The sequence below is a fragment of the Nocardia sp. NPDC004860 genome (assembly GCF_040609015.1).
GTDB lineage: Bacteria > Actinomycetota > Actinomycetes > Mycobacteriales > Mycobacteriaceae > Nocardia.
Genome location: NZ_JBEXJI010000008.1, coordinates 85531 through 97458, shown reverse-complemented (window position 1 = coordinate 97458; position 11928 = coordinate 85531). Strand labels below are relative to the sequence as shown.

Annotated in this window: 13 protein-coding genes; 3 read left to right on the top strand and 10 right to left on the bottom strand. The window is 70.7% G+C overall.

What is annotated here, in order from left to right; genetic code table 11:
* Nucleotides 1-27: 27 nt before the first annotated feature.
* The 6 genes from ABZV44_RS17810 to ABZV44_RS17785 all read right to left on the bottom strand — a co-directional run bounded on the left by ABZV44_RS17810 (nt 28) and on the right by ABZV44_RS17785 (nt 3830).
* A complete protein-coding gene (locus ABZV44_RS17810) occupies nt 28-852 on the bottom strand; it encodes a hypothetical protein (RefSeq protein ID WP_354837266.1) in 825 nt (274 codons plus the stop codon).
* Between the two features lie 53 nt (nt 853-905).
* Entirely contained in the window at nt 906-1187 is a 282-nt protein-coding gene (locus ABZV44_RS17805) for a hypothetical protein (protein ID WP_354837264.1), read from the bottom strand.
* Nucleotides 1187-1477, bottom strand: coding sequence for a hypothetical protein (locus ABZV44_RS17800; RefSeq protein WP_213556317.1), 291 nt, complete (start codon nt 1475-1477; stop codon nt 1187-1189). The genes ABZV44_RS17805 and ABZV44_RS17800 overlap by 1 nt, the downstream gene beginning before the upstream one ends.
* Before the next feature lie 178 nt (nt 1478-1655).
* Complete coding sequence (locus ABZV44_RS17795; RefSeq protein ID WP_354837262.1) at nt 1656-2309, bottom strand: hypothetical protein; 654 nt, start codon at nt 2307-2309, stop codon at nt 1656-1658.
* A complete protein-coding gene (locus ABZV44_RS17790; protein WP_354837260.1) occupies nt 2306-3181 on the bottom strand; it encodes a hypothetical protein in 876 nt (291 codons plus the stop codon). The genes ABZV44_RS17795 and ABZV44_RS17790 overlap by 4 nt, the downstream gene beginning before the upstream one ends.
* Nucleotides 3182-3197: 16 nt before the next feature.
* On the bottom strand, nt 3198-3830 hold the full coding sequence (locus tag ABZV44_RS17785) for a hypothetical protein (RefSeq protein ID WP_354837258.1): 633 nt from the start codon (nt 3828-3830) through the stop codon (nt 3198-3200).
* Nucleotides 3831-4181: 351 nt separating this feature from the next.
* Between ABZV44_RS17785 and ABZV44_RS17780 the strand changes: the two genes are divergently transcribed.
* Entirely contained in the window at nt 4182-4943 is a 762-nt protein-coding gene (locus ABZV44_RS17780) for a 3-hydroxyacyl-CoA dehydrogenase (protein ID WP_354837256.1), read from the top strand.
* Between the two features lie 32 nt (nt 4944-4975).
* Here ABZV44_RS17780 and ABZV44_RS17775 read toward each other — a convergent pair whose 3' ends face one another.
* Together ABZV44_RS17775 and ABZV44_RS17770 are read right to left on the bottom strand one after the other, a co-directional pair.
* Nucleotides 4976-5509: a hypothetical protein gene (locus ABZV44_RS17775; RefSeq protein ID WP_354837254.1), complete on the bottom strand. Its 534-nt coding sequence runs from the start codon at nt 5507-5509 to the stop codon at nt 4976-4978.
* Nucleotides 5509-6285, bottom strand: coding sequence for a metalloregulator ArsR/SmtB family transcription factor (locus tag ABZV44_RS17770; RefSeq protein ID WP_354837557.1), 777 nt, complete (start codon nt 6283-6285; stop codon nt 5509-5511). Before ABZV44_RS17770 ends, ABZV44_RS17775 begins: the two co-directional genes overlap by 1 nt.
* Before the next feature lie 231 nt (nt 6286-6516).
* Between ABZV44_RS17770 and ABZV44_RS17765 the strand changes: the two genes are divergently transcribed.
* Both ABZV44_RS17765 and ABZV44_RS17760 read left to right on the top strand, forming a co-directional pair.
* Nucleotides 6517-7551: an alpha/beta hydrolase fold domain-containing protein gene (locus ABZV44_RS17765; protein ID WP_354837252.1), complete on the top strand. Its 1035-nt coding sequence runs from the start codon at nt 6517-6519 to the stop codon at nt 7549-7551.
* A gap of 41 nt (nt 7552-7592) precedes the next feature.
* Nucleotides 7593-8402 carry an SDR family oxidoreductase gene (locus ABZV44_RS17760; RefSeq protein WP_354837250.1) on the top strand — a complete coding sequence of 270 codons (810 nt, stop codon included), beginning with the start codon at nt 7593-7595 and terminating at the stop codon, nt 8400-8402.
* 89 nt (nt 8403-8491) lie between these two features.
* Here ABZV44_RS17760 and ABZV44_RS17755 read toward each other — a convergent pair whose 3' ends face one another.
* Entirely contained in the window at nt 8492-9856 is a 1365-nt protein-coding gene (locus tag ABZV44_RS17755; protein ID WP_354837248.1) for a lipase family protein, read from the bottom strand.
* Between the two features lie 23 nt (nt 9857-9879).
* Complete coding sequence (locus ABZV44_RS17750) at nt 9880-11916, bottom strand: LuxR C-terminal-related transcriptional regulator (protein WP_354837246.1); 2037 nt, start codon at nt 11914-11916, stop codon at nt 9880-9882.
* Nucleotides 11917-11928: the final 12 nt, after the last annotated feature.

Below are 11928 nucleotides of genomic sequence, written 5' to 3'. Positions count from 1 at the left end.
TGGGTCGCGATGCCATTTCTGTTGTTGTCACCATCGGGTCCATCCCGCAAGCGAATCGACGTATTCGGTTTGCGCGGTCTTGGAAGTCGAAGGTTTGAGCCGCCAGTCGCCGGCGTCCCAGACCATGATCAGGCGCACCGCCGCCCACAGCTGCCGGTTGTCGACCACCGGCCCGCGCGCGGCCAGCCGCACGATGGCCATGTCGTCGGCGTAGTTCTCGATCTGGAAGCCGTCGGGGGCCACCAGATATCGAGTCACCTTCTGGGGCTGCTGTTTCGGCAGCCGTTGATCGGCGAGCGCCTGGTCGTACGCGGTGAGCTGTTCGGCGGGCACCCGCACCTGCCGGACGTAGAGCTCCCGGTCGGCCGGGCGGGCATTGAGCCGGTAGGTGATCTGGGCCGCGGCCAGCGCCGCGCCCTGCGGGGTGTGCGAATAGCCGACGGCCAGCCCGTTTTCCAGGCGCGCCGGACCGTCGGAGGTGGAGAAGGGCACGGACGCGCCGTAGACCCGCTGCCAGCCGTGGGGATCGGTGGTCCCCAGCGGGGCGGCGGTGAGCCAGTCGGCGTCGGTGGCCTTGCGCTGCTTGGACGGATCCTGCGGCAGCGGCTGGCCGGCCGTGTTGTTGGGGACGTCGACCCGGCGGCCGAACAGATCCACCTCGGGCGAGGCGAATCCGGTGGCGCCGGAGTCGGAGGCCGCCGGGACGGTCCCGTCGGGCTTGGCGCTCGGCTTGCTGTCGCCGTGCCCGAAGTAGACCACCAGGCCGGCGATCAGGATGACCGCGACCAGGGCGGCCGAGGCGATGACGCCGAACGAGACGCGGTCACGCTCGGGCGACTCCTTCTCGCTCATCGCATGGCCTCCGAAATGTGTGTGCCAGTGGACAATTCAGCTGCCCGTGCCCGTCAGGTCGGCAGCAGGGCCAGCGCGATCCCACTGGCCGAGGTCGCCATGATCGCGCCCAGCAGGCTCATCACCACCCCGTGCGTCGCGTCGTTGGCGGCCAGGTCGTCGCGGAAGGCATACCAGAGCCGGCCCGCGGCCAGGATCATCCAGGCCAGGCAGAACAGCAGTACACACCACAGCAGCCAGTCGATGAGCTGCATGATCGGCCGGATCACATCCGGCGGCATCTGCTTGTAGGCCAGCACGGCGTCCATCGCTGGCGCAACCAGCGCGGCGGACATTAGGTGATCACTGCATTCATGATCGTGCCCGCGCTCGTGGCGACGATTCCTCCGATCATGGCCCCTGCCACCATCTTCGGCGACTCCAAACCGCCTCCTGTCCATTTCTCCCAGGCGAACCGGCCACCGGCGTAGGTGATGCCCAGGATTCCTGACAACAGAACGAACCAGGTGAAATACCGAACCAGTTTCAGCAATTTGTCCGACGCGGGCGGTGCCTCGGGGGTCGGATTCCCGACCTGGGCGAGGATCTGGCCGTACGCGTCGTGTACGGCGAGGAGCATGCTCATTGTCTGTCCTTATCCAAAAGCGAACTGCTAGTAACAATCTCGCCTATGCACGGCCCGGCCGTCCAACCGGCGACGACAACTCCTTCTACTGACTGCCCTGCCACCTTCCCTGGGGACCGGGCAGGTCCCCGCAACCGGGAACTTCTTCCCGCACAACACAATCCGTCGGTGTCCATGATCACTCTCCCCGGTCCGGGAACGCGGGGCGGGGGGCGTCGAGCGCGTCCTGCACGGCGGCCACGATGCCGGCGCCGAGCTCCCGCACGTCGGGCGTAATCTCTTCCAGCGGATCGGATTTGCGCTTGCGCTGCTGCGGCACCGGGTCGCCGGGTGACCACACCGGCAGCTCATCGGCCTCGACCAGGGTCCATTCCTCGTGCCACGGCAACTTCCACACCTGACCCGCCAGCGAACCGACCACATCGCGGTAGCGGCGGATCTCGGCGGGCAGCCGGCCCGGCCGCGCGGCCACGGTGATCAGGCCCAGCACCTCACACGAACCGGCCAGCCCGGCGTGATGCTGGCGCAGCAGATCGTGGGCGCGGGTGAGCCCGGCGATGGTCTCGCGCGCCACCAGCACCACGAACGGGGACTCCCGGTCGAACACGCCCGGCCAGCGCCGATACGAATCCGCCGCCGGCGCAAGCACATGCGAGAGCGTCGTCGCGCCCGCGCCCCCGTGCACGCCGAGCAGCCACACCAGGGGCGCTCGGCCATCGCCGGGTACGGGTCGGTCCCAGATCGGTGCGCGGCGGGATTCCGGCGGCGGCACCACACCGGCCGCCAGAGCGGCCTCGGAGGCGGATCGGCGTTCCTTCATGGCTGCGGTCATGATGCCACTCCAGCAAGCAGGCGGCGATACGCGCGGCGTGTCTCTGCGGCCAGGTTGCTGTGCCGCACCAACTCTCCGCGTGCGAGGTGTGCGTCATAGGGTATCTCGACGATCTCACGGACCCAGCCGTCCAGATGCTCCCGCAAATGCTCAGCGACCCGAGAATCACTGCCCGGCAACTGATGTGACACGACAATGGTGGTGTCGCCGACGATGCCGTCACCCTGCCCCTCGCCCTGCCCGCCGAACTGATCGTCGAGCCACTCCAGCGTCACGCGCAAGCGGTTGGCCGCATCCACGCGCGCCGGAATCGACAGCACCAGTGCGATATCGGCGTCCTCGAGCAGCGGGCGCAGATGCCGGCTCGCGATCGGATTGCCGCCGTCGTAAACCGGGGTGTACCCGGTCTCGCCGAGCGCGCGGGCGACGGTCAGGTAGGTGGCGCGCCGGCGCAGCGGGGCGGGATCGCGCCACAGCAGGCCGATGCCGGAGGTGGAGCGGGAGAGACATTCCTTGAGCGGCGCGGCCTCGTCGTCGCCGCGGCCGTAGAGCCAGGCCTGCAGACTGATCGGGCTCAGGTGCTCGTCAGCGCCCCGCAACGCGAGATCGCTGCCCGCGAAAGTGCCGTCCACAGCGACGGTTTCGGCGCCGGCGGCGCTCATCTCCCCCGCGATGCCGAGCGTTGTCGTGGTGGTGCCCGCGCCGCCGCAACCACCCACCACCAGAATCGGGCGCGGCGCGGGACCGGCCTCGCCGGAGTCGCCGCGGCGCTTGCGCAAGCGCATCACCGGAGCCTTGGAACGCGCGGCACGGCCCGTCGATTCGCCCTCTTCGGGTTTCTCGTCGAGCCAGCGGCTCCAGTCCTGATCCATTGTCTCCGCTCTCCTCTTATCCGGCCGGAATGCCCGCGGCGGGTCCATGGTCGCCGATGATCGCGGGGGCCGTCATTTCGTTGTACGCCGCCGTGACGGCGATCGGGCCGGAACGGGGTCCCGCCTCGCGTGTGCCGATGGATTGCGCAGTGCCGCCGTGGGAATTCAGCACATATAGAGCAACTCCACCGGCAATGGCTAGCAAAACAATGGCAACGATCAGGAACGCGACGGCGAAAAACCGCCGCCCCGCGATGCGCCCGCCCGGCACGGCCGCGCGGTCGGCGACCGCGTCGAGCAGCTGCGAGGCCCTGTCGACCGCTCTCGGGACGCGCTCGCCGGTCGATGCCGCACCGGCTTCGCCACTCCCCGTGGGGAATTCGACGACCGTGCTGCCGCGGTAGCGCAGCGGCGGTGCGTAGGAGGCGCTCTCGCCGGAGTCGGTCATCCAGTCCGCCCAGGCCCCATCGAAGTGGTTGCGCCGCAGCACCGATTCGGGCACCGGCGGAATCTCGAGCTCGGGTTCGTCGTGGATGTAGTGCGGGTAGCGGGCCGGGCCCTGCTCGTCGGCGAACGCCGAGTCGGCGTCGGGCCGTTCGGGGGCAGGGGCCTGTACGTCGAGTTCCAGGGCGGGGTACCAGCGCGACACTTTTTTGTACGACTTCAACATTCCCGCTGGGGGCACGTCGCTCGGCATCGTCTGACCCTCTCGGCGGTCGGTCGTGGCTGACGGTGTGTTGTCGTCGGTGATCGTCGGTACTGTGCAGCCCGCCGTCGTCGCGTCGCCACGGGCGTCGCGCACGAAACGGTCCCGATCGGAAATTCTCTCGCATGAACAGGATTCCAACGACTCGACGCGCCGGACGACACTCCGTTCAATCCGCGCGCGCGTGCGAGTAGCAGGGTTCGCGACATCGTGTGAACGCCACGCCGACGGGGCGGTCTTCCCTGTGGACGGAGCAGAATCTACATTAACAAGACCAAGAATTTTGGAGGTTTTGTGAAGACAGCAGACATTGCCGCGGTCGTGACCGGTGGTGCGTCGGGACTCGGACTGGCCACCGTGCGGGAACTGCACGCGGCCGGCGCGAAGGTCGTTATCCTCGATCTTCCCTCGTCCGACGGCAAGGCCATCGCCGAGGAACTCGGTGAGCGCGTGGTGTTCTCGCCCGGTGACGTGACCAGCGAAGCGGATGTGACCGCCGCGCTGGACGCCGCCCAGGAGCTCGGCACGCTGCGAATTGCGGTGAACTGCGCGGGAATCGGCAATGCCATCAAGACGGTCGGCAAGCAGGGCGCGTTCCCGCTGGAGTCCTTCTCCAAGATCATCAACGTTAACCTGATCGGAACGTTCAACGTCATCCGCCTGGCCGCCGAGCGCATCTCGGCGGTCGAGGAGGCCGACGGCGAGCGCGGCGTCATCGTCAACACCGCGTCGGTCGCCGCCTACGACGGCCAGATCGGCCAGGCGGCCTACTCCGCCTCCAAGGGCGGCATCGTGGGCCTGACCCTGCCGGTCGCCCGTGACCTGGCCTCGTACAAGATCCGCGTGATGACCATCGCGCCGGGCCTGTTCCACACCCCGCTGTTCGCGACCCTGCCGCAGCAGGCCATCGACGCCCTCGGCGCGCAGGTGCCGCATCCGTCGCGCCTGGGCGACCCGGCCGAATACGCGGCGCTGGTCCGCCACATCGTGGAGAACCCGATGCTCAACGGTGAGGTCATCCGCCTCGACGGCGCGATCCGCATGGCCCCGCGGTAATCAGCAGGGCCACGCGGTGGTCACCGCGGCGATCACCTGGTGACGGCACCGGCGCGGGCACTCGCCCGCCCGGTGCCGTCACCGTTTCCGCGCAGCGCGAGCAGCTGCCGGGTGTGGCCGGGGATTTCGACATCGATCAGGCCGATGAACAGATTCCGCAGGGGCATGGCCTGATCCAGCAGCAGTGCGCCCGCGGAGAGCAGGCGGGTCGGAACCGGGCTGTCCAGTTCCGCGTCGCTGAGCGCGGGCCCGCCGAAACCGCACAGCATCTCGGCCTGGCGGCGCAGGCGTTCGCGCAGGCCGGGGAACCCGCCCGCGAGATCGACGACGCGATCGATGGTCCAGGTGTCGAGGGCGAGGCGATTGTCGTAGGTGGCGTGCTCCCCCGCCGCCACCGCCGACGCGGCGGCCATGGTGGCGGCGGTGACGAGGGAGACGTGGCCCAGGATCCGCTCGGCGTTCCACTCCCCCGGCGGAGGCGGCAGCGGCGGGCCCGAATCTGCCACGGCGGCAGCGGCTTCCAGCAGGGTGTCGTAGACCTCGCGCAGCGTGGTGGCGTCGAACATCAGGCGTGGGCCTGCGACATTTCCCAGGGCGCCTGCGGCAGTACGGCGCCGGTCTCCAGCAGCGACTTGAGGTTGGCCAGCACGGCGGGCCAGCCGCTCGAAATGCCCTGTAGCATTTCCTGATTCGGCAGGTTCTCGTGGGTGACGGTGAGCCGGACGATGTCCTGGTGGGACTCGATGAGGAAGGTCACCACCGACGGGGCGCGGTCCGCCCCGATCGAATCCTCGAAGGTGAGGACGAGGCGCCGGGGCTCGTCGACCTCGAGGACCTTGCCGACGACATCGATCTTGTCCGAACCGTCGACGCGGCGGTGCTCCCATTCCGAGCCGGGCTGCCAGTCGGACACATTCGCGTGCCCCCAGTACTGCGCGGTCAGGTCGGCGTCGGTGAGGGCCTTCCACGCCTGCTCGGCGCTGGCGTGGATGTAGGTGACATAGACGTAGTTCGGCACGGTGGTGGCGGTCATGGCGTACTCCTCTGCCTGGTTTTTGACGGCGCGCAGGACATCCAGCCGGGGGCGATCGAAGACGGAGATCCAGCGCTGTTCGATGTCGTGAATCGGGGTCGGATTGATGTAGTGCACCCGTTCGCGACCGCGCCGCAGCACGGTGACGAGGCCGGCCCGCTCCAGGATGTCGAGGTGCTGGGTCAACGACTGGCGGGCCATCTCGACCCGTTCGCACAGTTCGCGCAGGGTCTGGCCATTGTTCTCCCGCAGCCGGTCCAGCAGCATGCGGCGGGTGGAGTCGGCCAGGGCCTTGAAGACCGCGTCCATCTCGGGTTCGGGTTGCACGGGAAAATTATGCAGGCATTTACCTGCATAAGTCAACGCCCTACCGCCGCGCCCCGCCGGACGGGCGGCCCGGCACCCCCTCTTACGTGGGAATTTCGTTCTCGGACATGACAATCCGCGCATTCACCGTCAAGATGATCAACGGCCCTCGGCCAGAACTGACATCGTTGTCTCAGCAGCGCCCGGTGTTTCGCGGCGCGGACAGGAGCGCCCGTGGCGACGCCGCAGACCTCGGACCCCGTCTCATCGGTGATCGTGGAGACGATCCGGCCGGCGCGCATCGGGACCAGGCTCGCCCATCCGGTGCTGCGCACCACGGTGCAGCAGTTCCTGCGCGCCGGAGCCTGGGTCGCCGACCTCGGCCCGCGCCCCGCGCACCTGGTGTTCCGGATGACGCGGCTGTCCGAGCAGCCCGCCCGGGTGCTCGGCACCCCGCGCGGCACCCGCCGCGAACCGGTGCGGTTCGAGCACTGCGACGCCGAATGGCTGTGGAGCGCACCGGTTCCCGATCCGCGGGTGGACCGCGACGCCGCGATCCTGTACCTGCACGGCGGCGCGTTCATCGCGGGCGGGCTCAACAGCTACCGCCGCCACACCGCCCGGCTGGCCGCGCTGAGCGAGCTGCCGGTGCTGACCGTCGACTATCGCCAGCTGCCCGACGCCCACCCCAACGAGAGCCTCGACGACGCGCTCACCGCCTACCGGCACCTGCTGGCCGAGGGGTTCCCGCCCGAGAAGATCGTCGTCGCGGGCGATTCCGCGGGCGGCGGACTGGCGCTGCGGCTGGCGCTGACACTGCGCGAGCTGGGCCTGCCGCTACCCGTGGCACTGTCGGTGACCTCGCCGTGGGCGGATTTCGACTCCGCCGCCCGCCTGGCGCATCCCAATGCCCGCTACGACGCGGTGCTGCCCGCGGTCGGCCCGGACATGGTGGTGCGCCGCGGTATCGCCGTGGACGGCGAGCTGGATCCGAGCTGGTCGGTGGTGAACCACGACTTCACCGGTCTGCCACCGATTCTGCTGCAGGTCGGCTCACGCGAGATGCTGCTCGCCGACGCGCTGGCGGTGGCGAAACGCGCCGAGGCGGCGGGTGTCCCGCTGCGCCTGCAGGTGCGGCCGAGCGCCCCGCACACCCTCATCCACCTGGGTGCGGACCTGCTCGCGGACGGCCGGGACGCCGCCCGTGACGCGGCCGATTTCCACCGTGCGATGATCGATCCAGGTCGCCTCGGCCGCAGCGCCGCCTGATCCGCACCGGCGGTCCCGACCCTCCGATCCGAGAGGCTCCGATGTCCCAGCCCGCCAATGCTTCTCAGCCCGCGATCCTCGTCACCGGGGCGGCCGCCGGTATCGGCCGCGCCATCGCCGCGCGATTCGCCCGCGAGGGCTGGACCGTCGGCCTGTACGACATCGACGCCGACGCGGTCGCCCGCACCGCCGCCGAGATCGGCGGGCGGACCGTGACGGGGGCCTTCGATGTCACCGACCCGGCGGGCTGGGATCGGGCGCTGAAGGACTTCGACGACGCGACCGGCCGGCTGGACCTGCTGGTCAACAATGCGGGCATTCTGGTCTCCGGGCCCTTCGGCGAGATCCCGGTGGAACGCCAGCATCGTCTCGTGGACGTGAACGTCAAGGGCGTCCTCAACGGCTGCCACGCCGCCCTTCCCTATCTGCGCCGCACCTCCGGCAGCCGGGTCATCAACCTGGCCTCGGCCTCGGCGCTCTACGGTCAGCCCGGCCTGGCGACCTACGGCGCGACCAAGGCCGCGGTGCGCAGCCTGACCGAGGCCCTCGACCTCGAATGGCGGCACTACGGCATCACGGTCAGCGACCTGCTGCCCCTGTTCGTCGCGACCGACATGATGACCGAGGTGAGCCGCGGCTCGAAATCCGCGACCACGCTGGGCGTCCACCTCACCCCCGACGATGTCGCGGAAGCGGTGTGGCACACCGCGATCGGACGCCGCCCGCTGTCGGGCCCGCACGTCCTGGTCGGCCTGCAGACCAAACTCACCGCCCTCGCCACCCGCCTGTCCCCGCCCTTCCTGACCCGGGCGGTGGTGGGCTGGATCAGCAAGGCCGATTCGCTGCGGTAGTGCCTCGTAGGAGCCGAATCGGCTGGTCGCGGGCGTTCAGGGGAATCGATGCCCGACCTTGACCTCGTCGGGCGGGGGCGGCGTGCGCATCACGTGGCCGGCAGTGCGGGCGCGATGTCCGACTCCGGCGTGCCCGGCTGCGCGGCGGTCCGCGCGGGTGGTGCGGCGCGCATCGGCCGGGACACCACCGCCCTCGCCAGGACCCACGCCAGGCCCAGGTAGCCGCGGAGCGCGGGGATCGAAAGCGCCAGGGAGACTACGGTTTGCGTGGTTCCGGCCGGGAGCGGACGACCGGCGAATCGATCGGCGAGCCAGTTCTCGCACAGGGGCGCGGCCAGCAGTCCCAGGCTGGCGTGACCGCCCAGCACATCGCGCAGATAGCGGACCGAGGCGCCCTCGGCCCGGTAGCGATCGACCAGCCGATCCACATTGCCGCACGGAATGATCAGATCGTGCACGCCCTGCACCGCGAGCACCGGGAACCGCGGCGCTCGCGCACCGGGTTCGGCATCGGCCAGGACGGCCCGCACCTGCGGCAGAGTCCGCAGCGTCGCCAGGGCCGAACCGTCGCGATCCTGGAGCCGGGACCGGCCGCTGCGCAGCAGGAGCGGAATCGTGGCGCTGGTTTCGGCGCGGTCGAGCAGGTCGAGGGACTCGGCGTCGAGGTGCTCGCGCAGGGTGCGGTCCAGGGCCGGGTAGGTGCGGCACAGTCCGGCCACGCACAGGGTGGCCAGCCCGGCGAAGGCCGAGCCGTTGAGCCGGAAGAAAGTCGATTCGAGGTTCCCCACCGGCGAACCCAGGACCGCGGCAAGGATATTCAGCTCCGGGGCATAGCTCGCCGCGAGCTCGGCGGCCCATACCGTGGCCAGGCCGCCGCCCGAGTACCCCCACAGCGCCACCGGCGAATCATCCGGCCGCGCCAGGAAATTCAGGGTGGCGCGCAGGCCGTCCAGGGTGCGGTGCCCGGGCTCGCGCGGGGCCCCGAACCGCCCCGCGGTCCCGGTGTGGTCGGGCACCGACACCACCCAGCCGCGGGTCAGGGCGTGCTCGATGAGCAGCAGCTCGAACTGCGGAACCGCGCCCAGCGCCCGCGCACCGCGACGAAACGCATACGACGGCAGGCACTTCGAGGCGACGGCGTCGATAGCGCACTGAAAGGAGACGAGCGGCCGGTCGGCGGCCGGGTCCGCACCGGACGGCAGCAGCACCGTGGTGACCGCCGCCTCGGCGCGGCCGTGCAGATCGGTGCTGCGGTACAGCAGCTGGGTGGCCGTGACGCGCTGCGGAATGCGGCCCAGCAGTGCGAGTTCCACCGGACGCGAACGCAGGACGGCCCCGGGCACGACGCGGTCGAGTCCGCGCGGACGCCGGTAGAACGGGTCGTGCTCGGGCAGCAGCGGTTGCGGATCATCGTCCCGCGGCGGCTGCGGCGCCCCGGTTGGATACGCGATCATGCCAATCCCCTTTCGGCCGACGGTCATCCGGTAGCGGTCCGCGCGCTCGTCTCGGTCCGGGACGCCAGCGCGAACCGCAGTTCGCTGCGGCGAGCGACCGCGAGTTTGCGGTAAACCCGAGTCAGGTGCTGCTCCACCGTACTGGTGGTGATGTTCAGGGCCTCGGCGATATCGCGGTTGCGCTGACCGAGCGCGGCCAGTTCGGCCACCCGCCGTTCGGCCGGGCTCAAGGCGTCGAAACCGGTGTCGACCAGGGTTTCTCGCGCGGCCGGCACCGGGTCGACCTGTAGGCGGGCCAGGAGCGGTTCGGCCCCGCAGATCTCGGCGAGTCGCGCCGCCTCCCGCAGCGGGGGCCGGGCCCGGTCCGACTCCCCCAGCGCCCGGTAGGCGTTCCCGAGATCGGCGAGCACCGTGGCCAATTCGAGTTCGTCGCCGCCCGAGCGGGCCAGCGCCGCCGAGCGGCGCAGCAGCGTCACCCGCCGCAGCGGATCGCTGGTCGCGGCGAGCAGGCGCAGCGACACCCCACCGGTGTGGTGCTGCTCGGCTCCGCCGATCAGATCGAGATGCCGGGTCACCAGATTCCGCACCTGCCGCTGCTGCCCGGATACCAGGCCGGCCGCTGCCAGGTCATTGCGCCACGGCGCCAGCCAGGCGAAGTCCATGTCCCACTCGTCCATCAGCCGCCCGCACCGGCGGAAGTGCCGCAGCGCCTCCTCGGGTCGGCCGGTGGCCAGGCAGTGCTCGCCGCAGGCGCGCAGATAGCCCAGTGCGAAACGGGATTCGAACATGGCGCGCGGCATCGGCCGCTCCAGCTGTGCGGCGGCCTCGGCGTGCCTGCCCTGTGCGGTGAGCGCGCGCACCAGCACCGCGACCGCCCGGCCCAGCCACACCCCGAGCTGTTCGGCGGGCAGCAGATTGAGTGCCGCCAGGGCATGTCCGGCCGCCTCGACCGGATTTCCCTTGCGCAGCAGCGTCTCCGCGCGCGCCGAGGCGAACAGCGCCTGCCAGGTCGGGGCGCGGCGCGCGGTGGCCTCGGCCAGCAGGGCGGTACACCAGGCGTCGGCGGCGTCGAGGCGATCGGTGTGCAGCAGGCAGTCGACCGCCGCCACCAGCACCTCGACGGTGGCGGGGGTCAGCCGGTGGTGTGCCAGGATGCGCTGGGCCGCGGCGGCGGTCTCGGCGGGTGAGCGCTGCTCCCACAGTCCCGCCAGCAGCGCGGCGGCCTGCCGGTGGGGTGAATCCCGGTCCGGTGACGGCGATTCCGGGCCGGAGCGGGCGCGGGCCAGCCACGGATGCCGTTGCGCCTGCACCGGATGCGTGTAGCGCAGCCACGCCCCGACGAATTCGACCCGATCGGCCGCCGCCGCGTCCGTGCTGCGACGCAGCTGGACCAGCGCGTGATCGGCGTGCAGGACATGACCGTGCCAGAGCATCTGCAGCACGGTCATGGGCAGCTCCGGATACGGCACCCGCCCGGTGCGCAGGGCCGCCTTGAGCCGGCCGAAATTGCGGGTGCGGCACGACGGGTTGATCCGCCACTCCACCGCCACCAGCCGGGTCGCGATGGCGGCCCGCTCGTCGGCGCGTCTGCTGGCCCGATAGGCCAGCTCCAGATAGGTTCCGGCGCTGTCCAATTCATCGGCGTCGAAGGCGCGGTCGGCGACCTCCAGGAGCACCTGCGCCGCCCACGAGCCGCGGGCGTCGCCCGCCTCGACCAGGTGCCGGGCCACCGTCGCCGCGGGCAGGCCCTCCCGGAACAGCAGTTCGGCCGCCCCGGTGTGCAGGGCGCGCCGATCCTCGTCGGGCAGGTCCCGCAGCACCGGGGCCGCCAGCTCCGGGTGCGGGCGGCACTCCCCCACGATCAGCCCGGCCGCCGCCAATTCCGTGACCACCGCCCGGGTCTCGTCGAGTTCCGTGTCCAATAGTGCCGCGACCCGCCCCACCCCCGCGGCGGCCCCCAGCACCGCCACCGCGCGCGCGACCCGCAGCCGCTCCGCGTCCGCCGCGCTCACCTGGGTGGCGACCGCCCAGCTCGTCCTGGCGCCGGTCCCCACCGGCATTTCCCCTCGGTC

Coding starts and splice junctions, on each gene's coding strand:
- ABZV44_RS17810 (WP_354837266.1), bottom strand. CDS start 852: ATGAGCGAGAAGGAGTCGCCCGAGCGTGACCGCGTCTCGTTCGGCGTC.
- ABZV44_RS17805 (WP_354837264.1), bottom strand. CDS start 1,187: ATGTCCGCCGCGCTGGTTGCGCCAGCGATGGACGCCGTGCTGGCCTAC.
- ABZV44_RS17800 (WP_213556317.1), bottom strand. CDS start 1,477: ATGAGCATGCTCCTCGCCGTACACGACGCGTACGGCCAGATCCTCGCC.
- ABZV44_RS17795 (WP_354837262.1), bottom strand. CDS start 2,309: ATGACCGCAGCCATGAAGGAACGCCGATCCGCCTCCGAGGCCGCTCTG.
- ABZV44_RS17790 (WP_354837260.1), bottom strand. CDS start 3,181: ATGGATCAGGACTGGAGCCGCTGGCTCGACGAGAAACCCGAAGAGGGC.
- ABZV44_RS17775 (WP_354837254.1), bottom strand. CDS start 5,509: ATGTTCGACGCCACCACGCTGCGCGAGGTCTACGACACCCTGCTGGAA.
- ABZV44_RS17770 (WP_354837557.1), bottom strand. CDS start 6,285: ATGGACGCGGTCTTCAAGGCCCTGGCCGACTCCACCCGCCGCATGCTG.
- ABZV44_RS17760 (WP_354837250.1), top strand. CDS start 7,593: ATGTCCCAGCCCGCCAATGCTTCTCAGCCCGCGATCCTCGTCACCGGG.
- ABZV44_RS17755 (WP_354837248.1), bottom strand. CDS start 9,856: ATGATCGCGTATCCAACCGGGGCGCCGCAGCCGCCGCGGGACGATGAT.
- ABZV44_RS17750 (WP_354837246.1), bottom strand. CDS start 11,916: ATGCCGGTGGGGACCGGCGCCAGGACGAGCTGGGCGGTCGCCACCCAG.